Consider the following 25383-nt stretch of genomic DNA (forward strand, 5'->3'; position numbering starts at 1 on the left):
ACGTTTACTTCGTGTTAGAATAACTCTAGAGGTATTGAGTATGCTTAAATTAGACAAAAAAGAAATCGATGAGGTTTTAGAATTGTTGAAAACAGAATATGGAAATGCAGGACCGATGCTTAACTTTACCACTCCCTTCGAATTGTTGATAGCTACTGTACTCTCAGCTCAATGCACGGATATAAGGGTAAACATAGTCACCGAAAAGCTTTATAAGATGGCAAATACCCCGGAGGGCATTTTGGAGTTGGGAGAGAAAAAGCTTCAGGATACAATAAAAAGCTGTGGGCTGTACAAGACAAAGGGCAAAAACATACTATCGCTGTGCAAAATACTGATAGATAAGCATGATTCCCAAGTGCCCATGGATATTAATGAACTCACAGCACTTCCGGGAGTTGGAAGAAAAACTGCGAACGTGGTTATGAGCAATGCCTTTGGAATACCGGCTATAGCAGTTGATACCCACGTTTTTAGGGTAGCAAACAGAATAGGATTAGCCTGTTCTAAAAACGTATTGTCAACTGAGAAAGACTTAATGGAAGCCATACCCAAAGCGATTTGGTCCCAGGCCCATCATTGGTTGATCTTTCATGGAAGACAAATTTGCAGCGCAAGAAGCCCAAAATGCGTCGAATGCTTTTTAAAGAATTATTGCCTATACTATCGTGAGGGATGATGGAGATGAAGATTAAGAAAAGATCTGCAGTTTTGATTATTGCTGTTTTGGCTCTAGGATTGCTCTTGGTATTCATGCCGATGATGTCAGATCCTTTTGTCAGCATGTCATTCAAAGGGATGATTGTGTTTTCAAGCATATTGCTTGTCGCAGTGTTCGCCAAAGTCTTGGTTTTTTCATTTTTAAAAACTGAAGACAAGACAGGAAATGACGAAGCATCAGGTTTTTGAAAAAGCCTATGAAAAGGATTACAATGGTTTTGGAAACAATCTTCATTCACTTGGTATTGTGTAATATTGGTCTTTATGGTAACATTAAATCTATAATTTAATAAATGTAGTAGTCAAGGTGTTAATACTTAATAGGGAAAGTGGTTAAAATCCACTACAGCCCCCGCTACTGTGAGTGTGGACAAAAGTTCTAATATCCACTGTCTTAATTGATGGGAAGGAGAACTAAGGATGAAGCACAAGTCAGGAGACCTGCCTCGACAATTTATTTACCTACGGAGGGGAGGATTGCGAAGTCTGTGTTTTTTGGAAACCTTCTCAGCTTGCGGCTGGGATTTTTTTGTTTGTGCATAAGATATTAAGAACCAAAAAAAAAGGAGGCGCAATAAATGAGAAAATTAAATAAATCATTAGTTTTATTTTTGGCATTTGCAATGCTGGTAAGCTTTGCTGCATGTAGCAATTCTGAGGGAGGCGATCAAACAGGAGGATCGTCGGATAGCATTTATCCCTTGACTATAACGGATGATCTTGGCAATGAGGTCGTAATAGAATCTGAGCCTGAAAAAATAGTATCTGTTGCTCCGAGCAGTACGGAAATAATATTTGCATTGGGATTAGGGGAAAAATTAGTAGGCAGAAGCGAGTTCTGCAACTATCCTGAAGAAGCTGCAGAAGTTGAAGTGGTAGGTGGGTTTTCAGGACCAAACACTGAACTTATCTTGGAGCTTGAGCCGGACGTGCTGTTCGCAGCGGGTTCAGTTCCTGAGGAAGAGAAGATTTTGCTCGAAGGGGCTGGCATCAAAGTCATAGTGTACAATCCTGAAGATATAGACGGCGTATTAAAAAATATTGAGTTGACGGGCAAGGTGCTAAACGTTTCAGAAACAGCTTCAGACATTGTGGAAAGCTTGCAGGCAAAAAGACAAGAAATAGTAAGCATGGTGTCAGGAGAAGAAGCGAAGCGGGTATTTATAGATCTGGGGAGCTTCATATCTGCAGGAAGCGGGTCATTTATAGATTCAATTCTTTCTGAGCTTGGAGCTGAAAATGTAGCTGCAAAAGGCGAGGGGCAGTGGCCTACCCTTACGTTAGAGCAGGTTGTGGACGCAGATCCCCAAGTATACATTTCCCTATACCCTACGATTGAAGAGCTCAACGAAACTCCGGGGTTAAGTGAGGTTTCTGCATTCCAAAACGACCAAGTAGTGGTCATACCCTGGGGAATTGAAGAACACGATTTCGTTCAAAGGCCGGGACCTAGAGTCATTCAAGGTCTAGAATTATACGCAGAGATAATATACCCTTCGTTATTTGAATAAATCGATCCAGGGGCGCTGTTTTTGCGCCCCTGGATTTTAAAAACTTCAATATTTATGAAGACAAGATAAAGGTGGCAGATACAAGTGAAAAAGTTATCCAATAAAAAACTTGCAATGTTAGTGTCGATATTGTGTTTTGCCGTGGTGATATTCTCTACAACTATAGGTATAGCAGATATAAGCTTTATTCAGACCATAAAGATCCTGCTGAACAGGATTTTGTTAATGGACATGGATATGGAAGGCATCAAGTCATCTGCATCCGCTATCATTTGGCTCATAAGATTTCCGAGAGCACTGCTTGCTTTTTTCGTAGGAGGCTCTTTGGCGATCTGCGGAGTTTCGTATCAGAGCATTTTCAAAAATCCCATGGCGGATCCTTACATCCTAGGTGTTTCATCAGGAGCTGCATTGGGTGCTACTGTGGGGATTGTGGCCAGGCTGGAGTTTTACATCTTCGGACTGAATGCAATATCCATACTGGCTTTTATAGGTGCGACAGGATCGTTGTTTTTGGTGTACAACATATCAAGGGTAGGAAAAAAAGTACCTGTAAACACCCTTCTGCTAAGTGGCATAGCAATCGGTCAATTTCTATCTGCAGCAATATCCCTGATGATGGTTTTCGCCAATGATCTGCACCGGATAATATTTTGGACCATGGGCAGTTTCAATGCAAGAAGCTGGAGCCAGCTGATAATGGTCCTGCCTTATGCGCTCATAGGTTTTGCAGTGATATTTTCCACCCAAAGGGAGATGGATATCATGCTTTTGGGAGAAGATACAGCAGCCCAATTGGGGGTTGATACTGAAAGGCTAAAAAGGAAAATACTCGTTACTACAGCACTTGTTACAGCAGCTTCTGTAAGTGTGACAGGTATCATAGGTTTTGTAGGCCTTATAATTCCCCATATAGTAAGGATATTTACGGGACCGAAGCACATCTACCTTATACCCTACTCCTTTGTGGCTGGAGGGATTTTTATGATATTGTGCGACACGCTGGCAAGGTCGATGATCAGCCAGGAAATACCCGTGGGTATAATTACGGCGCTTTTTGGTGGACCTTTTTTTGTATACCTGTTGAAACAAAGAAAAACAGGGGGATTATGATATGATTACTCAACTTTCTCTAGAAAACATAACAGTGGCTTATGGCGAAAAAACCGTGCTCGAGAACCTGACCATAGGAATCAACCAAGGAGAATTCGTAGGAATAATAGGCCCCAACGGCTCGGGTAAATCTACATTGATAAAAGCGATCACAGATATAATTGATATTAAAAATGGAAAGATAAGTATCGACGGAAAAATCAACAGTAAGCTTAGCAGAAAAGAAAGAGCAAGACTTGTGGCAGTAGTTCCCCAAGAGTTCAATGTGGATTTTGAATTTAATGCTTTCGATATCGTGATGATGGGCAGAAACCCTCATGTTTCTAAAGACAAGAAAAATCCTTCCAGGGATTACGATATCGTTTACGAAGCGATGCTCATGACAAATACTTGGCAGTTCAAAGACAGGTATTTCAACCAACTCAGCGGCGGGGAAAGGCAAAGGGTGATCATAGCCAGAGCCATAGCGCAACAGTCTAAGATAATACTGCTAGATGAACCCACTTCTCACTTGGACATCCATCATCAGCTTGAAGTGCTGGAGTTGGTAAAGATGCTCAACAAGAACAGAAACGTTACAATACTAGCAGTTCTTCACGACATAAATATGGCGGCCAGGTTCAGCGACAGGCTCATACTGTTAAATGACAAAAAAGTCATTGTAGATGGAACACCGGAACAGGTTATTGATGAAAAATATCTTGGCAGGGTCTACGAAATGGAGATGCTGGTACGTAGAAACAAGATGCTATCTACCAAGGAAGTGGTTCCGATACGGGTAATCAAAGGCAAGACAGAGCTAGCGAGAACTAGAATACATGTAATTTGCGGCGGAGGAAGTGGCGAGCAGATACTGGAAAGCCTTAATTCCAAAGGTTTTGAAGTTACCTGTGGGGTAGTGAACAAAGGTGACAGCGATTGGGATATAAGCAAAATGATAGGAATCTCTTGTGTGGAATGCAAACCTTTCAGTGAAATAGATGATAAAAGTCATCTAGAAAATATTGAGATGGTAAAAAGAGCAGATTATATTTTGGTTACCGACGTGCCATTCGGTCTGGGGAATCTAAAGAACTTGGAAGCTCTTTTTAATACTGATAGCCCGATTTACATGATCAAGGGACAAGGTCAGTTTGACTATGCCGAAGGTGCCGCTGAAAGCATATTGGAAAAGCTAGAAAAAACAAAAGAAATCGAATATATAAAAAGCTATAAGGAGTTTTTGAAAGCGATCGGCAAAGGAGAATAGCGGGATGAGAAAACCAAGTATAATGTTTCAAGGGACAGGTTCGTCAGTGGGCAAGAGCATTCTGACGGCAGGAATATCCAGGGTTTTAAAGAATAGAGGCTTGAATGTTGCGCCTTTTAAATCTCAGAACATGGCATTGAACAGTTTCATCACGGCAGACGGAAAAGAGATGGGAAGAGCCCAAGTAGTACAGGCGGAAGCTGCTGGGATAGAGCCAAAAGTGCATATGAATCCCATTTTGCTTAAGCCCTCTTCAGACGTAGGGGCTCAAGTAATATTAATGGGTGAAGTCTATAAAAATATGGATGCCAGAGAATACCATGCATATAAGCCGAAACTTAAGAAGCTTGTAAAAAGCGCCTATGAAATGCTGGAAAGGGAACATGATTGCATTGTTCTAGAAGGGGCAGGTAGTCCTGCTGAAATCAACTTAAGGGAAGACGACCTGGTAAACATGGGGATGGCAGAGCTTTGTGATTGTCCTGTAGTGTTAATTGGAGACATAGACAGAGGTGGTGTCTTTGCCTCTATATACGGAACATATATGCTCCTGGAAGATAATGAAAAGGAGAGGGTAAAGGGGTTTGTGATCAATAAATTTAGAGGAGATATCACCCTGCTCACTTCAGGAATAGAAATGTTGGAGGGAAAGATAGGCATACCTTGTCTCGGCGTAGTCCCTTATTTTAGGCATCACATAGACGATGAGGACAGCGTTTCTCTCAGGTTTGGAGAGAAGAAAAACAAAGATGTAAAAATCGGAGTATTAAAACTTCCCCATATATCAAATTTTACAGACTATACTCCTTTTGAGATGGAAGAGGACGTGGAAATAAGATACATTAAAAGCAGTTATGAATTTGAAGGCATTGATTTTTTAATAATTCCGGGCAGCAAGAATACCATTGAGGACATGATATACCTTAAAGAAACCGGAATGAAGGAGCAGGTATTAAAGCTTCATAAAAAGGGAGTGCCGATATTTGGGATATGTGGAGGGTATCAGATACTGGGGAAAAAGATCATTGATTATGGCAATTATGAATCTCGAGTGAATGAAATAGACGGACTGGGACTCATAGATTCGATTACTACAATATTCCAAGGGAAAAGAACGGAGCAGGTAAATGGGAAGCTATGCTTCGATTATTTTGGGAATAAGCTAAGGGATAGAGTATCGGGTTATGAAATACATATGGGAGTAACAGAGCTAAAAGAAGACATAAATCCCATGCTGATATTGAGCACTGGGGAAAGGGAAGGTGCGGTTAAAGACGGTGGACTGGTTTCAGGCACGTATCTTCATGGCATTTTCGACAATGAAGAACCTAGAAAGACTATTTTGAATGCCATACGGAAAGATAAAGGCGTTGAAAACGGAAAGGCTACGGAGAGTTTTTCCCAGTTCAAGGAAAAGCAGTACTCTCAGCTGGGTGAAGTATTAGAGAGAAGCTTGGATATAGATAAAATAATTGGAATAATGAAAGGGTAGCATATGGGGAAAATTACTTTGGTAACCGGAGGGGCAAGAAGCGGGAAAAGCACTTTTGCCGAGAACAGAGCTAGAGAAAAGGAAAAAGTCGCATATATAGCAACTTCCATACCTTTTGATGAGGGAATGGCTCACAGGATAAAGAAGCACAGGGAGCAAAGGCCTAACAGCTGGATTACGGTGGAAAAGCACAAGGATTTTAACAGCTTGACGTTAACGCCTGAAATAAAAGATTGTGGTCTTTTCCTTGTTGATTGCCTGACAGTTATGATCACTAATCTGATGTTTTACAGTGGTCTTGATTTTGACACATGCTCCCATGAGCAGGTGGATGATTTGGAGCTGGAAATTAAAAAAGAGGTGGATAGCCTTTTAAATCTTGCATTAGACAAGGACATGATTATAGTGACAAATGAACTGGGCATGGGGTTGGTCCCCGCGTACAAAATGGGAAGCTATTTCCGGGATATAGCCGGAAGGATGAACCAGCTAGTGGCCCAGAGGGCGGATGAAGTATATTTTATTGTGAGTGGAATAGAAATCAAAATCAAGTAGGTGAGATGATGAGAAAGTTGCTCATAGCGATAGGCTTTTACACAAGGATACCAGTGAACTTTAAAAAAGAGGTCACAACAGACGAATTCTACAGCTCAATGAGGCTTATGCCGCTTGTGGGAGTCATAATCGGAGGCCTGATGTATGCCGGGAGCATTCTCTTGGAAAGATATGATGCTGATGTAAGGGGATTGAGTCTTGCGGTTTTTTATATAATGCTGACAGGTGGACTTCATATAGATGGCTATATGGATAGTTTAGACGGGCTTATGAGCAACAGAGATAAAGCTAAAGCCCTTGAAATTATGAAAGACAGCCGGGTTGGAGCTTTTGGCGCATTGGGAATAATAGTGCTCTTTGCCGTTTATGTGGTTTTCATGAAGCATTCACAATCGGAAGTGCTATTTTTAATGCCCATCGCTGGAAGGTGTTGCGGGCTGGTTTCGGCAGGGATGACTTCGTATGCAAGGGAAAGCATGGATTTGGGAGGAAGGTTCGTAGAAGGGACGAAACTATGGCATGGGGCAGCAGCGATATCGATTTGCGGGGTAATTGCAGCCTTGATTAACACTGACTACTTAGTGCCTTTGGCCGTTACAGTATTAATTGCCGCTTCCATGGTCAAGTGGATAGAAAGAAAAATTGGTGGAACTACCGGGGACACTACGGGGATGATCATCGAGATGGCTCAAGGAGTGTTTTTAATATCGGTTTATTTCCATCTCGGATGAAAGGGGCTTTGGTGAATGAAATTTTATATGGTTAGACACGTTGAGACTACCGGAAATATTGAAAATCGATTTGCGGGCATAACTGAAACAGGATACACTGAGAATGGCCTTAGGCAGTTTGAGGTGCTGACAAAGAAGCTTGCTGAAGATTTCGAGTTTGACAGCATATATTCAAGCCCCATATCCAGAGCAAAAAAAATTGCATGTGCCGTAGGCAATCAAATCAGTCTGAAAGTGAATTTAGTCCCTTCACTATCTGAAATGAACTTTGGAATATTTGAAAACCGAACTTTCAACGAAATCCAATCAGAAGACAACTATCATTGGAATAAATGGAATGAAGATTACGTAAATTATCAGATACCCGAAGGAGACAGCCTGGCTGACTTTCACAAGAAGGTTTCCGATTTTGTGGACAAGATAAAACATCAACAAGGAGCTTCCCTTGTGGTGTGCCACGGCGGGACCATACAGAGCATGGTGACACACCTTTTAAATCTTGAAATTCAAAAGAGGTGGAACTTTCATATTCCTTTGGGCGGAATGGTAGAGATAGACTATGAAAATGATTTTGGAGTAATAAGAAATTTGATGAAATTGGTTGAATAGACAGGCGGATGGACCGCTTGTCTTTTTAATATATTATAAAGAGAATGAAAAATACTTAGCAAGGTGTTAATATATAAGTAAGAAGATGGATAAAAGGAGTTGAATATTTTGAACGCCATATTTGATTCACCCAAACCTATTAATGAACCTGTGCTAAGTTACAGAAAGAACAGCGAGGAGAAAAAGGCTTTAAAAGAAGAACTCAAAAATTTAATATCACAAACCATCAAGATTCCGCTGATAATCGGAGGAGAAGAAGTTTACACTGAAAAGCAGATGAAGTGCATCGTTCCTCACGACAAAAATCATGTTCTTGGATATTGCAGCGTAGCAGGAGAAAAGGAAGCTGACCTGGCAATAAAAGCTGCGATATCGGCCAAGAATGAATGGAACAGTCTTTCCTGGAATGACAGGCAGTCAATTTTTTTAAAGGCGGCAAGCCTTCTATCTACAAAGTACAGGGCAGTTGTCAACGCAGCGACAATGCTAGCCCAAAGCAAAACCGTATATCAGGCAGAAATAGATGCAGTTTGCGAGCTGTGTGATTTCTTGAGGTTTAATGTCAAGTATCTTGACCAAATTTATGCAAGCCAACCTCTATCTGATGAATACACATGGAATAAAAGCATCTATAGGGCTTTGGAAGGATTCGTGCTGGCAGTCAGCCCCTTTAATTTTACATCCATAGCCGCTAATTTGCCTGCAGCTCCTGCCATGGCTGGCAATACAGTTATCTGGAAGCCCGCCTCGGCATCTGTTTATTCGTCATATTATATTATGAAGCTATTGATTGAAGCCGGGCTTCCCCCCGGGGTGATAAATTTCGTGCCGGGAAAGGGAAGCGAGATTGGAAAGCGTTTTCTTACATGCCCGAACCTGGCTGGAGTTCATTTTACCGGCTCCACCAAGGTATTCAGAGGCATGTGGAAAGTAATAGGGGAAAACATCGATAACTATAAAACATATCCCAGAATTGTTGGAGAAACAGGGGGCAAGGACTTTATATTTGCCCATTCAAGCGCGAGCATAAAGGCCTTGGTTGCCGCAATGATCAGAGGGGGATTTGAGTATCAAGGGCAAAAGTGTTCTGCGGCATCTAGGGTTTATATACCTGAGAGCATATGGTTTGATGTTAAGGAACATCTGCTGAATGAAACAGGCAAGATAAAAATGGGAGATGTAGAGGATTTCTCGAACTTCATGGGAGCTTTGATAGATGAGGAAGCCTTTATCAAAGTGACAAGATACATACAGTATGCCAAGGAGTCAAACGAAGCAAAAATCTTGATTGGCGGGCACTGGGATGATGGGTCAGGTTACTTTGTAGAACCGACGGTGATACAAACGTCAAACCCAAAGTTCATAACCATGGAAGAAGAGATATTCGGACCTGTGCTGACGGTCTATGTATACGATGATAAAAAACTTGAAGAGACACTTAAACTCTGCGATAAAACATCTGGATATGCACTTACGGGGGCGATTTTTTCTCAAAATCCGACGATAACGGCACTTATGAGCAAGATCCTGGCGAATGCAGCAGGCAATTTTTATATTAACGACAAGCCTACAGGAGCAGTCGTAGGCCGTCAGCCATTTGGAGGCGCCAGACATTCTGGAACAAACGACAAGGCTGGAAGCATGCTAAATATGCTTAGATGGATGAGCCCTTTGACTGTTAAGGAAAGTTTTTTACCACCCGAAAGCTTTGAATACCCTCACATGGAGGAAAAATAAATTTACAAGGAGCGTTATATGGATACATTGACAATAGCACAAAAGATCAAATCCGTACCGGTGGAAAAGATATTCGGTTACGAAGAATTAAAGGAAATCAACTGGCTTTGGATCAACAGGGATATTTTCAGGGACATCATCTACAGTGCAGACACAAAAGACGAGCTTGAAGAAAGTGAAATCGACGAATTTTTAAGAATTATCGGAGATGAAGATTTTGTCGAGCTTCTTCAAGACAGGATGAGCGATAAAGGCTTTGTGTTTATGGACAGCATCAGGTTCAAGAAACTGGAGAAGGGGTTTAAGGATTTTGGCGTTAAGACGTTCATATTCGTAAATAGAAGATACCTGGCTAGGCTTCTGGTTCACTTTAACGACGAATTCGACTGGATTCTAAAGGCAATGACAGTTGATTTAAGTGGGTACAACGACAGGGAATTACAAGAGGTGTACAAGGAATATTTTGAAAACAACGCCAGGATTCTTGAGGAAATAGCTGTTAATGGATCATACAGTCAAGATTTGCTTGAATGGGATTTTGATATGGATACAAACACGCTCTCTTGCAGCTACCAAGGAGAAAAAACCAGCCAATGGTCAGGTGAGGAAGCTATAACCAGATTTGAAGAATTGATGGAAAGGTGAGGATCCTTTTAAATGAGAATGTACGATATAATTCTTAAGAAGAGAAACGGCGGATCCCTTTCAAAGGAAGAGATTGAGTATTTCGTCGAAGGTTACACCAATAATAGGATACCTGACTACCAGGTATCCGTTCTTTTAATGAGCATATATTTTAAAGGAATGAATACGGATGAAACGGTAAGCCTTACAGACTCGATGATGAAATCAGGAGATGTTATAGACCTATCGGGTATCGATGGAATTGTTGTGGACAAACACAGCACCGGTGGGGTAGGGGATACAACCACATTGATACTTGCTCCCTTGGTAGCATCATGTGACGTAGCTGTCGCAAAGATGAGCGGTCGTGGCCTGGGACATACAGGGGGAACGATAGATAAGCTGGAATCAATTAAAGGATTTAATGCAGAGATTTCGATGGAAACTTTCATTGACAATGCAAACAGGATAAAAATCGCCTTGGCGGGACAAACTGGAAAGCTGGCTCCTGCGGACAAGAAGCTATATGCCTTGAGGGATGTAACTGCGACGGTGGATCAGCTTTCGTTAATCGCCAGCAGCATAATGAGCAAAAAGCTCGCTAGTGGAAGCGATGCAATACTATTGGATGTAAAGGTTGGATCCGGAGCGTTTATGAAAACCCCTGATGAGGCATTTGAATTGGCTCGGATAATGGTGGACATAGGAAACGGGATGGGTAAAGATACAAAGGCTCTGATAACAGATATGGAGCAGCCACTTGGTCGAGCTGTGGGAAATGCAATTGAGGTAAAAGAGGCCATACGGGTTCTTCAGGGAAAGTCTAAAGGTGAATTGCTTGAAGTGTGCCTGGCTTTAGGAAGCGAGCTTTTAGTAATGGCCGGGAAGACAGAGAATATTAAAGATGCTTGCAGACTTCTTGAAAAGAACATTGAAAACGGCAGAGCTTATGAAAAATTCTTGGAGTTTGTGATAGCTCAAGGAGGGGACAGGGAGATGGTTTTAAACCCTGAGAAGCTCCCCCAAGGCAGATTCGTCACAGAGCTGAAATCTGGGGAAAGAAAATATGTCAAAGCCATAGACGGGATGGAAGTTGGCAATTGCGCTCTGGTTTTAGGCGCCGGGCGGGACACGAAGGATAGCCAAATAGACTTGGGTGCCGGCATTTATATACACAAAAAAGTAGGAGAAAAGATTGAAAAAGGCGAAGTAATCGCCAGTTTATTTGGAAACGATGTAAAAAAGTTGGAAGCAGCAGCATCGCGACTTGAAAACGCATTTTCATACGATGAAAAACCCGTTGAAAAAAGAAAGCTCATCTATGGAATCGCATCAAGAAATGGGGTTGAAAGATACTGATTATGCCAACAGTAACGGATATCAAACTTAAAAAAAATAAAAAATCATATGAAGTATATGTAGATGATGAACTTTTCATGGAAGCTGATGCTGAGACAATTTATAAGGCTGATATTAGAAAGGGGCAAAGCAAGGATATAAAAAGCCTCGAAAAAGCCAAGGAAGCAGCCCATGGGAACAAAGCTTATTCAAAGTCGTTGGGGTTTATTGCCTACACGAGCAGAACGGAAAAAGAAGTTCGGGATTACCTTTTAAAAAACGGATTTTCTATTGATGCTGCAAAGCGTGCAGTAGATAAATTGAAGAGCTACAATTTCATTAATGATGAAGAATATGCAACACGCTTTGTAAAAAACAAAGCGGAATTCGGTGACCAATCCTCTAAAAAGGCTTATACGGATCTTATTAAGAAGGGGATTGTTGAATCCACTGCAAAGTCTGCTATCGAAAAATATTTTACGAGAGAGCATGAATGCACGATAGCATTCAAGGAAGCTGAAAAATTGAATTTTAAGTACGCCAGGGATCCTTACAGAAAAAAATGCCAAAAGGTATCTCAAAGATTGGCTGTGAAAGGGTTTGGTTTTGATATTATCTCTGAAGCAGTCAAGATGCTTGACAATGAAGGAGAAGAGAGTGAGGAATTTAAGCGAAAGTTTGAAAAGGCCTTTGAAGTCGCATTCAAAAAATACCAAAAAAAAGACCTGAAAAACTATGACTTGCAAGTCAAGGTTATTCAGGCCATGATGTCCAAAGGTTACGAATACGACAAGGTTAAAAAACACCTTGAAAGCTACCTGGCGGATATTAATTTTTAAAACTGTGAATAGGTGCAGGTATTCTGCCGCCTCGGTTAATAAAGTCAGCACTCGAGAATTTGCTCACTGACATGATCGGGGCGTATCCTAATAGCCCCCCAAAAGATGCAGTGTCTCCAAGATCCTTGCCGTAAACAGGAATTATCCTCACGGCAGTGGTCTTGTTGTTTATTACGCCGATTGCTGCCTCGTCTGCTATTATAGCTGAGATTGTGGTTGCTTCTGTATTTCCGGGGATTGCTATCATATCAAGGCCAACAGAACAAACGCTGGTCATGGCTTCAAGCTTGTCGAAGGTTAAGGCGCCAGCCTTTACCGCACTGATCATGCCCTCGTCCTCGCTTACCGGTATGAAAGCCCCACTAAGTCCGCCAACAGAGGATGAGGCCATTATTCCGCCTTTTTTTACTGCATCGTTCAGTAAAGCCAAAGCGGCAGTAGTCCCGTGAGCTCCGCAGGCTTCCAGTCCGATTTCTTCCAGGATTCTTCCTACGCTGTCGCCGATTTCCGGGGTAGGAGCGAGTGAAAGGTCCAAAATTCCGAAGGGAACATTGAGGCGCTTAGAAACTTCCCTTCCTACAAGTTCTCCCGTACGGGTTATCTTAAAAGCTGTTTTTTTGATATTTTCGGCGACTACGTTGATTGGTTCGCCCTTAACTTTTTCCAACGCGCTTTTTACAACACCAGGGCCACTGACTCCAACGTTTACTACGGCTTCCCCTTCACCTATTCCGTGGAAAGCTCCTGCCATGAATGGATTGTCGTCTACTGCGTTTGCAAATACAACGAGTTTGGCACAGCCTATGGAATCTTGATCCTTGGTGAGGTATGCTGCATCTTTGATTACTTTCCCCATCATTTTAATGGCATCCATGTTTATGCCAGCCTTTGAGCTTCCTACGTTAACAGATGAGCATACTCTTTCAGTTTCGCTTAAAGCCTGGGCTATAGAGTTTATAAAACCTATGTCGCTTTCGGTAAAGTCCTTTTGGACCAAGGCAGAGTATCCCCCGATGAAGTTTACTCCCACTTCTTTTGCAGCCTTGTCTAGGATCTGCGCATAAGCGATGTAGTCCTTGTCGTCACTTGCCGCGGCGATGACGGAAATCGGCGTGACGGAAATTCTCTTGTTGATGATAGGTATCCCGAACTCGTCCTCAATGTCATTGCCTGTTTTGACCAGGTCTTTTGCAAGGCGCATGATTTTGTCGTAAATCCTGGTCCTTGCCTTTTTGCCGGAAGAGTCGATGGTATCGAGAAGGGAAATACCCATGGTGATAGTCCTGATATCCAAATTTTCCTTTTCAATCATTCGAACTGTTTCAAATATATTCTTATTGTATAAAGTCATCAAAGAAACCCCCTAAATGTTGTGCATGCTTTCAAAGATTTCTTCACGCTGTATCTTTATCGATACCCCTATTTCGTCTCCTGTTTTTTCCAAGATGTCCTTGAGTTCGTTGAACTCGCATTTTATCTGGGAAAGATCTGCTAACATCATCATGGTGAAGTAATCCTGCATGATAGTTTGGCTGATATCTTCGATATTTACGGAGTTTTCCGATAGTACTTTAGATACGTTATAGATAATACCAACTTTATCCTTTCCTATTACGGTGATTATTGCCTTCATTTTTATTCCTCCCGAATTGAATTGTACCGGCATATCCGGTTTTTCATACAAAAAAGAGCTTTGAGTATCTTTTAAGCTCTACTTTAAGTATAATAAATTTATAACATTATATCACTGAAAAATTTAAATGTAAATGAACACTGGATGTTGACATACGATATCATAATAAAAAGGCGGAAACCAGGTGGAGACAAACAACAAAAACGATGTATTAAAGGCAATCGGCGCTATTTCAATGATCATAGACCACATAGGGGCTGTTTTTTTACCCCACATGATAATTTTAAGGGCGATAGGAAGATTGGCGTTTCCCATATTTGCATATCAAGTAGCCTTGGGATTTGAAAAAACTAGGAATCCGTACAAATACATATTAAGGATGCTTTCATTTGCGGTTTTATCTGCTTATCCGTTTTATAGCTTCTCCATGATTGTCTCCCAAGATCCGGGATATCAAAACGTTTTGTTCACGTTCTTCTTTGCCTTATTGGTGTTAAAGAACCTAAAAGAGAAGAAGTGGGTAGCAATGATAGCTTTTGGGGTAGTGCCTGTGTTGCTGCTGGGATTTGTGGGCATTACATTTGATTATGGATTATACGGAATTGCATGTGTAGTGGTCTTTTATCTAGCAAAAAGCCATTTGCAAAGAAGCATGGGGATATTTTCTGTTACTGTATTATATCTTTCATCAAGATATATATCTGCAGGCATAAGCATAGTTCAGGTATTTTCAAACCTTCAGCTGCTTAGCGTTCTCTCTGTATATCTAATCGACAGAAAGTTCGAGACAAATGTGAGGCTTCCTAGATATTTTTTCTATCTATTTTATCCTTTGCATATGGCAATGATAGTTTTGGTTTACTCTGTGATGCTTTAGGAATCTCTGTTGACGGTATTGATTTATCAAATGCCATTATATATAATAACGGTAGCAAAGATGAAAATGGAGGCAGACAATGAAATGGATCGAAGTCCAGATTAAAACAACACCCGAAGCGGAGGAAGCCGTTTCTAATATTTTTTATGAAGAAGGCGCTGAGGGAGTGGTAATAGAATCGCCGAATGACATGTTGATAATGAAAAACAACAATCCTCTAAATTGGGATTACTATGACGAAGCTCTGCTTGCGATGGACCCTCTGTCCAGCATAATCAAGGGATATTTAAGTGAGACCGCCAACCATTCGGAAAAAATCAACGACATACTGATGAGGATCAAGACCCTGCCGTCTTGTGGACTGGATCCAGGCAGCTGCGAGCTGACGATAACGGAAGTCAATCAGGAGGATTGGTCAAATTCTTGGAAAAAATACTACAAGCCCGTTAAGGTAGGCAACAAGTTTGTGATCAAGCCTACCTGGGAGAGCTATTATAAGGAAGATGGAGATTTAGTGATTGAAATCGACCCGGGAATGGCATTTGGTTCCGGGCTGCATGAAACAACACAATTGTGCATTGGGAACTTGGAGCAATATGTAAAAAGCGGCGACGTTTTGATAGACATCGGTTGTGGTTCCGGGATACTGGCTTTAGCTGCAGGAAAACTAAAGTGCAAGAAAGTCATTGCAGTTGATTTGGATTCCATGGCAGTAAAAGTCGCCAGGGAGAACGTAGAGAAAAATCATCTGGAAAACTTGATTGAAGTCAGAGAAGGGGATTTAATGGATGTCATCCATGAACAGGCTGACGTAATCGTGGCAAATATCCTAGCTGAAGTGATAATAAATCTTGCTACCCAGATTAAGCCCTATCTTAAAGTAGGCGGACTTTTCATATCTTCAGGCATAATATTGGATAAGCTTGACGAGGTGGTGGACAACGTTACGGCTGAAGGATTTGAAATCGTAGAAGTAGAACAGCTAAACGACTGGGCATCGGTGGTAGCCAGAAAGAAGATGGTGTAAGGTGCATAGATTTTTTATGGAGATTTCTCCCGAGACTGTTTCAGGAGACTTGATTGAAATAGATGGTGAAGACCACCAGCATATTTCAAAATCTCTCAGAATGAAACCGGGTGAGGGCCTGGTTCTTTGCTCAGGTGATGAAACAGAGTATGTGTGCGATATATATGAGATATCAAAAAAGCATACCGTTGCAAGAGTTGAGAAAATACAAAAAAATCAAAGCGAGATGCAGATAAAGACGATTCTTTATCAAGGGGTTCCAAAGGGGCAGAAGATGGAAACCGTGATCCAAAAGTGCGTTGAGCTTGGGGTGGATCAGATAGTTCCGGTTATAACCAGGCGCACTGTGGTCAAACCGGCGGATTTAGATAAGAAAACAGCGAGATGGAACAAGATTTCCCAGGAGGCTGCAAAGCAATCCGGAAGGGGAAAAATACCGTTAATAACTGAACCGGTGGAACTAAAAGGCATTGAGGAGCTTTTGAAGAAGAATGCTTTAAATATAGTCGCCTATGAAAATGAAACAATCGGTATTAAAGAGATATTTTCAAGGTTTAGCCATCCGGAGAGGATAGGGATAGTGATAGGGCCGGAAGGCGGGTTTGACAACTGTGAGATAAAAATGCTTGAAAGCCTGGGAGTGATTGCGGTAAGCCTGGGAAAAAGAATACTGAGAACTGAAACGGCAGGCATGGCTTTGCTTTCTATGATCGTATATCAGTATGAGCTGTAAAATCAGGGAGGAATAACATGAAAACAGCCGCTATTCATACTTTGGGATGCAAAGTCAATACTTATGATAGCGAAGCAATTATGGAATTGCTTGAGAAAGAGGACTACAAAATAGTCGATTTTAAGGACAAGGCCGATGTTTATGTAATCAACACATGCACGGTGACCAACCTAGGAGACAGAAAATCGAGGCAGATGATAAGAAAGGCAAAGAGAAATAACCCGGATTCTTTCATAGTCGTATGCGGATGTTATGCGCAGACTGCATCTGAACAGCTCGAGGTGATGCCTGAGGTGGACCTTATAATAGGAAATGACGATAGAAACAAGATTATTGAGTACATAGAAAGCGCCAAAGAAAAAGGACAGAAAATAAACGCTGTAAAGAATATCATGGCACTTAAGGAATACGAAGAGTTGAAAATAGATGAAATTTCCGGAAGAGAAAGAGGTTTTATTAAGATACAGGAAGGATGTGACCAGTTTTGTGCATATTGCATCATCCCTTATGCCAGAGGGCCTGTTAGAAGTCGCAAGCCGGAAAATATTATAGATGAAGCGAAGAGGATGGTGTCAAAGGGGAATAAGGAGCTTGTGTTGACGGGGATCAATATTTCTAAATACGGGAAAGACCTTGAGAAAACAAGTCTCTTGGAGCTGTTGACACAATTAAACTCCATAAGCGGATTAAAGAGGATGAGGATAAGTTCCCTGGAACCAAATCTCTTGACAAAAGAATTTGTAGAGGCGACTTCAAAGCTTGAAAAAATATGTCCACACTTTCATATCTCAATGCAAAGTGGAGCAGCTAAAACCTTGAAAGACATGAAACGCAAATACACAAAAGAGGATTTTTTCGATGTGGTAAACAGCATCAGGAAATATTTCCCCGATGCATCCATAACAACAGACGTCATGGTAGGCTTTCCTGGTGAGACTGAAGAAGATTTTCAAGAAACGGTTGAATACGTCAAGAAAGTGGCTTTTTCAGCCCTTCATGTATTCAAGTATTCAAAACGTGAAGGCACTCCTGCTGCAAAGTATGAGAACCAGATTCCTGAAAGAATCAAAGAAGAACGAAGCAGGATATTGATCAAAGCCGGCGAAGAGATGAAAACCCATTACGAAAGGAGCTTCATAGGGAGTACGATGAGTGTTTTGTTCGAGCAAGAAGCCGACGAGTCGGCTTCTTACCAAGGACATACAAACAATTACCTTACAGTCAAGGTAAAATCAGACTTCGATTTGAAATCCAAGATTTTAGACGTTAAAATAACAGGAGCACAAAATGGTTTCTTGACTGGAGAGTTGGCAAATATTTAAGGAGGACGAGTTAGTGGAAGATTGTATCTTTTGTAAGATTACAAGGAAAGAAATACCCGCCGAAACAGTATACGAGGACGACAAGGTAATAGCAATAAAGGACATCAATCCTCAAGCGCCTGTGCATGTATTGATTATTCCAAAGGAACACTACGATTCAATCCTGACAGTACCAGCGGGAAACTGCATTATTTCAGATATGCATATGGTTGCAAACAGATTAGCGCTTAAATTTGGAATCGTGGATTCAGGATTTAGATTGGTAAACAACTGTGGAGAAGACGGTGGTCAAACAGTCGATCACATTCACTACCATCTTCTAGGAGGAAGGGAACTGACCTGGCCACCAGGTTAAAAAACAGTCAAACCTTTGACTGCAAACTTCACAGGGCATATTGACAGAAGGCAAGGCCCTGATATATAATATGAGTTGTTGTAAATACCCGCTACAAAACTAATACTATTCTGTTGCATTATTGTAGTAGAGGGGAGGGTGGAAAATGTCAGAAGTTAAAATCAAAGATGGCGAGTCATTGGAAAACGCACTTCGCAGATTTAAGAAAAAAACTGCCAGCGCTGGGGTAATGTCTGAAATTAGAAAGAGAGAGCATTACGAAAAGCCAAGTGTTAAAAGGAAAAAGAAATCCGAAGCAGCCAGAAAGAGAAATAAAAAGCTTAGATAAGGGGTGATAGCTTGTCACTCAAGGATAGGTTGATGTCTGACTTGAAGACATCTATGAGAGAAAAGGACAACATTAAGAAGGCGACCATTACCATGGTCAGGGCTGCGATACTTCAAAATGAGAAGGACAACAAGGTTGTACTGGATGATGAAGACGTCTTGGCTGTAATTGCCAAGCAGGTAAAACAGAGAAAAGACGCTTTGGAAGAATTTAAAAAAGCTCAGCGGGAAGATCTTATGGAACAAACCGAAAAAGAGCTGGATATTTTGATGGAATACCTCCCTAAGCAATTGACGGAAGAAGAATTAAAAGTAATCGTATCTGATGCGATTAACGAAGTGGGTGCAACTTCCCTTAAAGATATGGGTAAAGTCATGTCGGCTGTAATGCCAAAGGTTAAAGGCAGGGCAGACGGGGGAATGATCAACAAAATCGTAAAAGAGATACTAAACGAGCAATAAGATAAGAGAGGCTACCGGTAACGGTAGCCTCTTGATATTTGTATAGGTTAAACCCTTAAGCACAGCTGGACAATGGTTCATGGATTCAAACCTAAAACCATCTAAAGCCCAACAAAGTGGAATATTCATTGGTAATATGGTATCATGGATTTATTATATTTGATTTTTCAAGGAGGATAATTATTGGAACTAATTGCTGAAAAAATACTCGAGCTGGATAACGCAGATTCGATTATGAAAATATACGGTAGATTTGACGAAAACGTTAAGGAAATCGAAAAAAAATTCAACGTAAGAATCCTATCAAGAGAAAACAGCTTAAAGCTGATTGGAGAAGAAAAAAACATCGACAAGGCTTTAGATGTTTTGACAAAACTAAACGGCATGATAAATGACAATATGGCAATTGACCAGCAGAGCCTCTCATATCTGATTGACATCGTGGAAAAGGGTGAAAAAGAGGATTTGGAAAGCCTGAAGGAGATAGTATGCTATACTGCCAGGGGCAAAAAGATCATGCCAAAAACCTTGGGGCAAAAAAATTATATAAAAGCCATAGAAAAAAACGAGATTGTTTTTGGTATAGGTCCTGCGGGTACGGGAAAGACGTATTTAGCCATGGCTATGGCTATAAAGGCCTTTAAAAGGGAAGAAGTAAACAGAATAATACTTACTAGGCCTGCAGTGGAGGCAGGAGAAAGCCTTGGTTTTCTGCCAGGAGATTTGCAGGAAAAGGTTGATCCTTATTTAAGGCCTTTATACGATGCGCTATATGACATACTGGGTCCTGAAACCTATCTGAAATATAGGGAAAAAGGACTTATTGAAGTGGCACCATTAGCTTATATGAGAGGCAGGACTCTGGATGATTCATTTATAATACTAGATGAAGCTCAGAATACAACTCCGGAGCAAATGAAGATGTTTCTGACTAGGCTGGGTTTCGGATCAAAAGCGGTTGTAACAGGAGATATTACCCAAATTGATCTTCCGGGTGGAAGAAGCTCAGGGCTTGTGAAGGTCACTCAAATATTAAATGACATCGAAGGCATTGCTTTTATCAACTTTACTCAGCGTGATGTTGTAAGGCACAGATTGGTGCAAAAGATCATAAATGCTTATGAATCTTATGAAAATAAGAAGTCAATAAAGACAAGTGGTGATAAAAATAAAAAGTAGAATTATCAAACTGAACAAAAAAAAACTAAGTACCCTGATATTGGTAGCGCTTTTAGGCTTCATCGCGATATTTTCCATGATGGTCATAACAGCCCTGCCTCCTAATTACAATTACAATCAAGGAGATGTAGCTGAAGATAATATCGCCGCGCCACACAGGATAATAGATGAAAAGACCACTGAAAAACGCAGAGATCAAGCGGCAGCAGGAGTAGAGCAGATATATACGAGAATCGACAATGCACAAGACAATGCGTTGGAAAAAACAGATGAACTATTCCGGGCTCTTGACGAAAAGGATGAATTGACGGATACTGAGATCTCTGATCTGCGATTGAGATCTATAAACATCACGGATACAGCCCTCATTAGCCTCCTCGAAATGGAGAATGAGGTTAAAAGTGCTTTGGAAGCAAGTTTAGTTTCCGCATTAGGGAGGATATACCAAAACGAAATAAGCATGCAAAACCTTGCCCAGGTGCAGGAAGAAGCTGCTGAAGCATTCGCTGAAGATAATCCAGGAGAAGAATATGCACAGACAGGAGCTGAGATACTGTCTAAATCAATCCAGCCCAACATGATTCTTGATGTTGAGAGCACTCAACAGGCGGTTGAAGAGGCTAGGCAGTCTGTTCCTACAATAACATATGAGGCCGGAGAGCTGATTGTTGAAAGAGGAGAAGTGCTCACGGCTGAAAAGATAAATCTACTGGTTGACAACAATATGATGAGAGGGTCATATTTTGACGACCCTTACTTAATAATCGGTGTTGCCCTTCTTTTGTTGGGGATATTTTCTGTTTACTACGTGTATTTGAGGAATTTCTATAGAGAGCTTATACTGAAAGACAATAAGAGGTTTTTAATTATTGTCATCATTTTCACCTTCATGGTTTTGTTGACGATTCCTCTTGTGAGCATTTCTCCATACATAGTGCCTGTTAGCATGATGACGATGACCATTGCCTTGCTGACTGACAAAAGGCTGGCCATAACCAGCACGGTTTTTTTCGTGCTGATAGCGGGTTTTAGTTCCAATTTTAATATGATACAGATTATAATCTACATGGTAAACGGATATATCGGTGCCATGGGGATGATAAAAATCAACAAGCGGGCGGATATAATGCGCACCGGTTTAGCTGTTGGATTGGTCAACCTGCTTCTGATAGGATCTTACAACCTAATTGTCCATAACTTTGATTTGTCCGGAATAATGGATATGATGTTAGGCTTTTCAAACGGATTGCTATCAGGGATATTCACATTGGGAACATTGGTCATTTGGGAATGGACCTTTGATATAACTACTCCAATAATGTTGGTTGAGTTGGCAAATCCCAATAATCCATTGCTTAAAAAGCTCATGACAAATGCCCCGGGAACATACCATCACAGCATCGTAGTTGGCAACCTGGCGGAAAGCGCTGCTGAAAGGATAGGGGCTAATTCATTGCTAGTTAGAGTAGGAGCGTATTATCACGATATCGGAAAGAGCTTGTCCCCTGTGTATTTTACAGAGAATCAATTTGGCGAAATAAATCCTCATGACTTCATATCTCCCTTAAAGAGTGTGCAGATCATTAAAAACCATGTGATTAAGGGATTTGAGATGGCAAAGGAATACAAGATTCCAGAGGAAGTCAGAAACTTCATAATTACACATCATGGTGAAAGCACCATTGAGTTTTTTTACCATAAAGCAAATGAGCTCAACGAAAACCCGGATATTGAAAAATTTAAATATGAGTCGAGGAGGCCTTCTACCAGGGAGGAAGGGATATTGGCCTTAGCTGATTCCGTAGAGGCTGCTGTAAGGAGCATAAAAGGCATAAACGATAATAAAATTGCCGAAAGAGTAGACAAGATCTTTCAAAAGAAGCTCTCTGATGGCATGCTTGACGAGTGTGATTTAAGCTTAAAGGAAATAAGCCTGATTAAAGAGGTTTTTGTCAAGATACTGAACAGCGTGTATCATGAAAGAATAGAATATCCTGATATGGATTCAGATTCCAAAAAAGTGGAGGAAAGCTGATGGAAATTTATATTGATAACCGATCAAAAGGGGATTTGAGCGGGGAAATGATCGGCATGATAGAAGAAACCGTAAATAAAGCCATCGAAGTTGAAGGGTTTAAATTGGATTTTGAAGTGAGCATATCCATAGTAGATGAAGAGGAAATAAAAAACCTCAACAATACTTATAGAAACAAGGACAGCATAACTGACGTCCTGTCATTTCCCATGTATGAAGATGATGACTTGGAGCCTGTGTTGTTGGGAGACATCATAATATGCATGCAAAGAGCGGCGGAACAGGCTGGTAGCTATGGCCATGGCTTGGAACGTGAGATGTGTTACCTTACTGCTCATGGAATGCTTCATCTGCTGGGCTACGATCATATGGGATCTGAGGAAAAGACCGAGATGAGAAGTAAAGAAAAAAAAATTATGGAAAAACTTAATCTGCAAAGGTGATCATATGAAAGCATTGTTTAGAAGCTTCAAGTATGCTTTTGAGGGGATATTCTACTGTTTGAAAACCCAGAGAAACATGCGCATACATTTTATTTTTGCTGCGGGGGTAACCTTGGCAGGGGTATATTTTAAAATTGAGATGACAGAGTGGTTAGCGCTGTTCATAACATTTAGCTTGGTAATAACAAGCGAGATGTTCAATACAGCTATTGAAAAGGCTGTGGATCTGTCAACCATGGAATACGATGAAAGGGCTAAGGTCGCAAAAGATGTCGCTGCAGGGGCAGTTCTCCTAAATGCAGTGGTGGCGGTTTTCGTAGGGGTCTTCGTGTTTTGGGGTAGGCTATGGGAAGAGGTCATAAGATGGATGAACTAAAAAAATATCAAAAGCTGGTAAGCATCGCACATGAGAGCCTGAAGGAAGCATATGCTCCCTATTCAGATTTTAAAGTAGGGGCAGCGGTAATCATGGAAGACGGAAAGATCTATGGTGGCTGCAACGTAGAAAATGCATCCTTCGGTGCTTCCAACTGTGCAGAAAGGACTGCCATATTTAAGGGTGTTTCAGAAGGTAACAGGAAGATAGAAGCGATTGCCATAGTAGGATCAAATGGCGAAAAAACATTTCCCTGCGGGATATGCAGGCAGGTAATAAATGAATTCAGCAAGGATGCAAAAATAATATTGACAAATTCTAATAAGGAAATAGAAGTCTTTACGTTAGAAGAATTGCTGCCTCATGGCTTTTCAAAACAAGACTTTTTGGAGGAATGAAAAATGAGCTTTAAATCGGGTTTTATAAGCATAGTGGGAAGGCCAAATGTAGGCAAATCCACTCTTTTGAACAATATTTTAGGAGAGAAAATGGTGATTATCTCATCAAAGCCTCAGACTACTAGAAATGTAATAAGATGCGTTCATACCACAGAGAAATATCAAATGATTTTTTTAGACACACCTGGAATTCACAAGCCGAAGAACAGGCTGGGAAACATCATGGTGGATGGAGCCGCATCTGCAATGAAGGACGTGGATGTGATCTTGTTTTTGATGGATGACATGAAATCACCAGGACCGGGTGACAGATTCATTCTTGACGCGCTAAAGGACGTAAATATTCCTAGGATATTGGTAATAAACAAAATAGACACCGTAAAAAGGGAAGATATTCTAGAGAAGATAGACATCATGAAGGAATACGAATTTTTTGAAGAAATTGTTCCCATCAGCGCATCCACTGGAGAAAATGTGGATAGGCTGGTGGAAATCATGGAGAGATATCTTCCTGAAGGACCGATGTATTTTCCTGAAGATACCATAACAGAACAGCCGGAAAAGGTAATAGTAGCAGAAATGATAAGAGAAAAGGCCCTGATATCCCTAGATGAGGAGATACCTCATGGTATCGCGGTAGAAATCATGTCTATGAAGGAAAGAAAAAATTCTGATATTATGGATATAGAGGCTACTATATACACAGAGAAAAAGTCCCACAAAGGGATAATTATAGGCAAGGGCGGAGCGATGCTTAAAAAGATCGGAACAATGGCCAGACGTGATATAGAAAACCTTCTGGGGATTCGGGTGAATCTTCAGTTATGGGTTAAGGTGAAGAAGGACTGGCGAGACAAAGATTTTGATTTAAAAAGCTTTGGATATGGTCAGGATAAAAACAGGTAAGCTCCATGTCTATGGAAAAGGCGGCCGGATTGGTCATTAAGTCGGTAAACTATGGAGAAAACGACAAGATCATAACCTTGTTTACAAAAGAATCAGGGAAAATAACCGCCATAGCAAAGGGAGCTAGGAATCCTAAAAGTGCCTACGTAGGGGTAACTCAGCTTTTTAGCTACTGCAACTTTGTCTATTATACGGGAAGAAACTTTGCATACTTAAACCAAGCAGAGCTTATTGAGTCGTTTCACAAACTAAGAAACGATCTAGATAAGCTTTCAAAAGGTGCGTATATGGCAGAGGCGTTAAATCAGGCATACGAAGAGTACGAATCAGATGAAAGCGCGCTTAGGTTGATACTAAACCTCCTGTATTTCATGAATGAAGGCTTGGTCCAAAGTGATGAGGTTATCCTGCTTGCGTTTCAAATTAAGCTTCTGGGATATTTGGGATTTGCACCTAATTTAAAAAAATGTCAGATATGTTCCAAAGACGACAGTGGGTGGTGGTTTTCTTGGGATCTGGGAGGATTGGTATGTCAAGACTGCTCAAAGAGCAATAGGCAAAAAAGCAAAATTACAGATGAAGATGCAGAGTTTCTTCGTTATCTTCAAGACACGCCTATATCCGGACTGAAAAAAACAGGTTTGTACCCCAAGGAATTGATGCACCTTGCGGTGATACTGAACAAGACTTTGGAATGCCATACAGGAAAACGCAACAGATCTTTTGAATTTCTATTAAATAACAATTGACAAAGGCAAGTGAAATTTGTTAAGTTATTTATTGAATATCTAT

29 protein-coding genes and 1 riboswitch are annotated in these 25383 nt (G+C 41.0%); of the genes, 27 read left to right on the forward strand and 2 right to left on the reverse strand.

The features are described from left to right. Nucleotides 1–40 precede the first annotated feature (40 nt). From nth to BUB93_RS07400, 13 genes are all read left to right on the forward strand, one after another. Nucleotides 41–679, forward strand: coding sequence for an endonuclease III (gene nth, locus BUB93_RS07340; RefSeq protein WP_073270669.1), 639 nt, complete (start codon nt 41–43; stop codon nt 677–679). 5 nt (nt 680–684) lie between these two features. After that, complete coding sequence (locus tag BUB93_RS07345; protein WP_143159077.1) at nt 685–909, forward strand: hypothetical protein; 225 nt, start codon at nt 685–687, stop codon at nt 907–909. A 99-nt stretch (nt 910–1008) separates the two neighbouring features. After that, nucleotides 1009–1183, forward strand: a riboswitch (cobalamin riboswitch). A gap of 115 nt (nt 1184–1298) precedes the next feature. After that, nucleotides 1299–2231, forward strand: a complete 933-nt coding sequence (locus tag BUB93_RS07350; protein WP_073270672.1) for an ABC transporter substrate-binding protein — start codon at nt 1299–1301, stop codon at nt 2229–2231. Between the two features lie 84 nt (nt 2232–2315). Beyond that, nucleotides 2316–3344, forward strand: a complete 1029-nt coding sequence (locus tag BUB93_RS07355; RefSeq protein ID WP_242945411.1) for a FecCD family ABC transporter permease — start codon at nt 2316–2318, stop codon at nt 3342–3344. Nucleotide 3345: 1 nt separating this feature from the next. Then, entirely contained in the window at nt 3346–4593 is a 1248-nt protein-coding gene (locus tag BUB93_RS07360; protein ID WP_073270674.1) for an ABC transporter ATP-binding protein, read from the forward strand. Between the two features lie 4 nt (nt 4594–4597). Then, entirely contained in the window at nt 4598–6085 is a 1488-nt protein-coding gene (locus BUB93_RS07365) for a cobyric acid synthase (protein WP_073270676.1), read from the forward strand. A gap of 3 nt (nt 6086–6088) precedes the next feature. After that, complete coding sequence (cobU, locus tag BUB93_RS07370; protein WP_073270678.1) at nt 6089–6640, forward strand: bifunctional adenosylcobinamide kinase/adenosylcobinamide-phosphate guanylyltransferase; 552 nt, start codon at nt 6089–6091, stop codon at nt 6638–6640. 8 nt (nt 6641–6648) lie between these two features. Continuing rightward, entirely contained in the window at nt 6649–7371 is a 723-nt protein-coding gene (gene cobS, locus BUB93_RS07375) for an adenosylcobinamide-GDP ribazoletransferase (protein ID WP_073270680.1), read from the forward strand. Between the two features lie 15 nt (nt 7372–7386). Continuing rightward, the gene (locus BUB93_RS07380; RefSeq protein WP_073270682.1) at nt 7387–7980 is read left to right on the forward strand and encodes a histidine phosphatase family protein; all 594 of its coding nucleotides are present in this window, start codon (nt 7387–7389) and stop codon (nt 7978–7980) included. Nucleotides 7981–8088: 108 nt separating this feature from the next. Beyond that, nucleotides 8089–9717 (forward strand): L-glutamate gamma-semialdehyde dehydrogenase, encoded by a 1629-nt coding sequence (pruA, locus tag BUB93_RS07385; RefSeq protein ID WP_341465281.1) that lies wholly within the window; start codon nt 8089–8091, stop codon nt 9715–9717. A gap of 18 nt (nt 9718–9735) precedes the next feature. After that, nucleotides 9736–10362, forward strand: a complete 627-nt coding sequence (locus BUB93_RS07390) for a hypothetical protein (RefSeq protein WP_073270684.1) — start codon at nt 9736–9738, stop codon at nt 10360–10362. Between the two features lie 12 nt (nt 10363–10374). Beyond that, the gene (locus BUB93_RS07395; protein WP_073270686.1) at nt 10375–11700 is read left to right on the forward strand and encodes a pyrimidine-nucleoside phosphorylase; all 1326 of its coding nucleotides are present in this window, start codon (nt 10375–10377) and stop codon (nt 11698–11700) included. Nucleotides 11701–11702: 2 nt separating this feature from the next. Further along, complete coding sequence (locus BUB93_RS07400; protein ID WP_073270688.1) at nt 11703–12518, forward strand: regulatory protein RecX; 816 nt, start codon at nt 11703–11705, stop codon at nt 12516–12518. On the opposite strand, the gene BUB93_RS07405 is transcribed toward BUB93_RS07400, so the two are convergent. Together BUB93_RS07405 and BUB93_RS07410 are read right to left on the reverse strand one after the other, a co-directional pair. Further along, the gene (locus BUB93_RS07405; protein ID WP_073270690.1) at nt 12508–13869 is read right to left on the reverse strand and encodes a PFL family protein; all 1362 of its coding nucleotides are present in this window, start codon (nt 13867–13869) and stop codon (nt 12508–12510) included. The two genes, BUB93_RS07400 and BUB93_RS07405, sit on opposite strands and share 11 nt — an antisense overlap. Before the next feature lie 12 nt (nt 13870–13881). After that, a complete protein-coding gene (locus BUB93_RS07410) occupies nt 13882–14151 on the reverse strand; it encodes an ACT domain-containing protein (RefSeq protein ID WP_073270692.1) in 270 nt (89 codons plus the stop codon). Nucleotides 14152–14335: 184 nt separating this feature from the next. Between BUB93_RS07410 and BUB93_RS07415 the strand changes: the two genes are divergently transcribed. The 14 genes from BUB93_RS07415 (at nt 14336) to recO (ending at nt 25340) form a co-directional block, all read left to right on the forward strand. Then, nucleotides 14336–15028, forward strand: a complete 693-nt coding sequence (locus tag BUB93_RS07415) for a TraX family protein (RefSeq protein ID WP_073270694.1) — start codon at nt 14336–14338, stop codon at nt 15026–15028. A gap of 79 nt (nt 15029–15107) precedes the next feature. Next, nucleotides 15108–16055, forward strand: a complete 948-nt coding sequence (gene prmA / locus BUB93_RS07420; protein WP_073270696.1) for a 50S ribosomal protein L11 methyltransferase — start codon at nt 15108–15110, stop codon at nt 16053–16055. A gap of 1 nt (nt 16056) precedes the next feature. Next, nucleotides 16057–16788 carry a 16S rRNA (uracil(1498)-N(3))-methyltransferase gene (locus BUB93_RS07425; RefSeq protein ID WP_073270698.1) on the forward strand — a complete coding sequence of 244 codons (732 nt, stop codon included), beginning with the start codon at nt 16057–16059 and terminating at the stop codon, nt 16786–16788. Nucleotides 16789–16805: 17 nt separating this feature from the next. Next, nucleotides 16806–18110 carry a tRNA (N(6)-L-threonylcarbamoyladenosine(37)-C(2))-methylthiotransferase MtaB gene (mtaB, locus tag BUB93_RS07430; RefSeq protein WP_073270700.1) on the forward strand — a complete coding sequence of 435 codons (1305 nt, stop codon included), beginning with the start codon at nt 16806–16808 and terminating at the stop codon, nt 18108–18110. Nucleotides 18111–18123: 13 nt separating this feature from the next. Beyond that, the gene (locus tag BUB93_RS07435) at nt 18124–18465 is read left to right on the forward strand and encodes a histidine triad nucleotide-binding protein (protein WP_073270702.1); all 342 of its coding nucleotides are present in this window, start codon (nt 18124–18126) and stop codon (nt 18463–18465) included. A gap of 145 nt (nt 18466–18610) precedes the next feature. Then, on the forward strand, nt 18611–18793 hold the full coding sequence (gene rpsU, locus BUB93_RS07440; RefSeq protein ID WP_073270704.1) for a 30S ribosomal protein S21: 183 nt from the start codon (nt 18611–18613) through the stop codon (nt 18791–18793). Nucleotides 18794–18804: 11 nt separating this feature from the next. Next, complete coding sequence (locus BUB93_RS07445) at nt 18805–19254, forward strand: GatB/YqeY domain-containing protein (protein ID WP_073270706.1); 450 nt, start codon at nt 18805–18807, stop codon at nt 19252–19254. Between the two features lie 234 nt (nt 19255–19488). Beyond that, nucleotides 19489–20433 (forward strand): PhoH family protein, encoded by a 945-nt coding sequence (locus BUB93_RS07450; RefSeq protein ID WP_073270735.1) that lies wholly within the window; start codon nt 19489–19491, stop codon nt 20431–20433. After that, nucleotides 20411–22468: an HD family phosphohydrolase gene (locus BUB93_RS07455; RefSeq protein ID WP_073270709.1), complete on the forward strand. Its 2058-nt coding sequence runs from the start codon at nt 20411–20413 to the stop codon at nt 22466–22468. Before BUB93_RS07450 ends, BUB93_RS07455 begins: the two co-directional genes overlap by 23 nt. After that, complete coding sequence (gene ybeY, locus BUB93_RS07460; protein ID WP_084117109.1) at nt 22468–22911, forward strand: rRNA maturation RNase YbeY; 444 nt, start codon at nt 22468–22470, stop codon at nt 22909–22911. Before BUB93_RS07455 ends, ybeY begins: the two co-directional genes overlap by 1 nt. A gap of 4 nt (nt 22912–22915) precedes the next feature. Next, the gene (locus BUB93_RS07465) at nt 22916–23287 is read left to right on the forward strand and encodes a diacylglycerol kinase family protein (RefSeq protein ID WP_073270713.1); all 372 of its coding nucleotides are present in this window, start codon (nt 22916–22918) and stop codon (nt 23285–23287) included. After that, nucleotides 23275–23685 carry a cytidine deaminase gene (locus BUB93_RS07470; protein ID WP_073270715.1) on the forward strand — a complete coding sequence of 137 codons (411 nt, stop codon included), beginning with the start codon at nt 23275–23277 and terminating at the stop codon, nt 23683–23685. Before BUB93_RS07465 ends, BUB93_RS07470 begins: the two co-directional genes overlap by 13 nt. A gap of 3 nt (nt 23686–23688) precedes the next feature. Continuing rightward, nucleotides 23689–24591 (forward strand): GTPase Era, encoded by a 903-nt coding sequence (gene era / locus BUB93_RS07475; RefSeq protein WP_073270717.1) that lies wholly within the window; start codon nt 23689–23691, stop codon nt 24589–24591. Between the two features lie 5 nt (nt 24592–24596). Beyond that, the gene (gene recO, locus BUB93_RS07480; protein ID WP_073270719.1) at nt 24597–25340 is read left to right on the forward strand and encodes a DNA repair protein RecO; all 744 of its coding nucleotides are present in this window, start codon (nt 24597–24599) and stop codon (nt 25338–25340) included. Nucleotides 25341–25383 lie beyond the last annotated feature (43 nt).

The organism is Alkalibacter saccharofermentans DSM 14828 (assembly GCF_900128885.1).
GTDB classification, from domain to species: Bacteria; Bacillota; Clostridia; order Eubacteriales; family Alkalibacteraceae; genus Alkalibacter; species Alkalibacter saccharofermentans.

What these genes read in the sequence shown, in the direction of transcription:
- nth (WP_073270669.1), top strand. Translation starts at nt 41, where the DNA reads ATGCTTAAATTAGACAAAAAAGAAATCGATGAGGTTTTAGAATTGTTG.
- BUB93_RS07345 (WP_143159077.1), top strand. Translation starts at nt 685, where the DNA reads ATGAAGATTAAGAAAAGATCTGCAGTTTTGATTATTGCTGTTTTGGCT.
- BUB93_RS07350 (WP_073270672.1), top strand. Translation starts at nt 1,299, where the DNA reads ATGAGAAAATTAAATAAATCATTAGTTTTATTTTTGGCATTTGCAATG.
- BUB93_RS07360 (WP_073270674.1), top strand. Translation starts at nt 3,346, where the DNA reads ATGATTACTCAACTTTCTCTAGAAAACATAACAGTGGCTTATGGCGAA.
- BUB93_RS07365 (WP_073270676.1), top strand. Translation starts at nt 4,598, where the DNA reads ATGAGAAAACCAAGTATAATGTTTCAAGGGACAGGTTCGTCAGTGGGC.
- cobU (WP_073270678.1), top strand. Translation starts at nt 6,089, where the DNA reads ATGGGGAAAATTACTTTGGTAACCGGAGGGGCAAGAAGCGGGAAAAGC.
- cobS (WP_073270680.1), top strand. Translation starts at nt 6,649, where the DNA reads ATGAGAAAGTTGCTCATAGCGATAGGCTTTTACACAAGGATACCAGTG.
- BUB93_RS07380 (WP_073270682.1), top strand. Translation starts at nt 7,387, where the DNA reads ATGAAATTTTATATGGTTAGACACGTTGAGACTACCGGAAATATTGAA.
- BUB93_RS07390 (WP_073270684.1), top strand. Translation starts at nt 9,736, where the DNA reads ATGGATACATTGACAATAGCACAAAAGATCAAATCCGTACCGGTGGAA.
- BUB93_RS07395 (WP_073270686.1), top strand. Translation starts at nt 10,375, where the DNA reads ATGAGAATGTACGATATAATTCTTAAGAAGAGAAACGGCGGATCCCTT.
- BUB93_RS07400 (WP_073270688.1), top strand. Translation starts at nt 11,703, where the DNA reads ATGCCAACAGTAACGGATATCAAACTTAAAAAAAATAAAAAATCATAT.
- BUB93_RS07405 (WP_073270690.1), bottom strand. Translation starts at nt 13,869, where the DNA reads ATGACTTTATACAATAAGAATATATTTGAAACAGTTCGAATGATTGAA.
- BUB93_RS07410 (WP_073270692.1), bottom strand. Translation starts at nt 14,151, where the DNA reads ATGAAGGCAATAATCACCGTAATAGGAAAGGATAAAGTTGGTATTATC.
- prmA (WP_073270696.1), top strand. Translation starts at nt 15,108, where the DNA reads ATGAAATGGATCGAAGTCCAGATTAAAACAACACCCGAAGCGGAGGAA.
- mtaB (WP_073270700.1), top strand. Translation starts at nt 16,806, where the DNA reads ATGAAAACAGCCGCTATTCATACTTTGGGATGCAAAGTCAATACTTAT.
- rpsU (WP_073270704.1), top strand. Translation starts at nt 18,611, where the DNA reads ATGTCAGAAGTTAAAATCAAAGATGGCGAGTCATTGGAAAACGCACTT.
- BUB93_RS07450 (WP_073270735.1), top strand. Translation starts at nt 19,489, where the DNA reads ATGAAAATATACGGTAGATTTGACGAAAACGTTAAGGAAATCGAAAAA.
- ybeY (WP_084117109.1), top strand. Translation starts at nt 22,468, where the DNA reads ATGGAAATTTATATTGATAACCGATCAAAAGGGGATTTGAGCGGGGAA.
- BUB93_RS07465 (WP_073270713.1), top strand. Translation starts at nt 22,916, where the DNA reads ATGAAAGCATTGTTTAGAAGCTTCAAGTATGCTTTTGAGGGGATATTC.
- BUB93_RS07470 (WP_073270715.1), top strand. Translation starts at nt 23,275, where the DNA reads ATGGATGAACTAAAAAAATATCAAAAGCTGGTAAGCATCGCACATGAG.
- era (WP_073270717.1), top strand. Translation starts at nt 23,689, where the DNA reads ATGAGCTTTAAATCGGGTTTTATAAGCATAGTGGGAAGGCCAAATGTA.
- recO (WP_073270719.1), top strand. Translation starts at nt 24,597, where the DNA reads ATGTCTATGGAAAAGGCGGCCGGATTGGTCATTAAGTCGGTAAACTAT.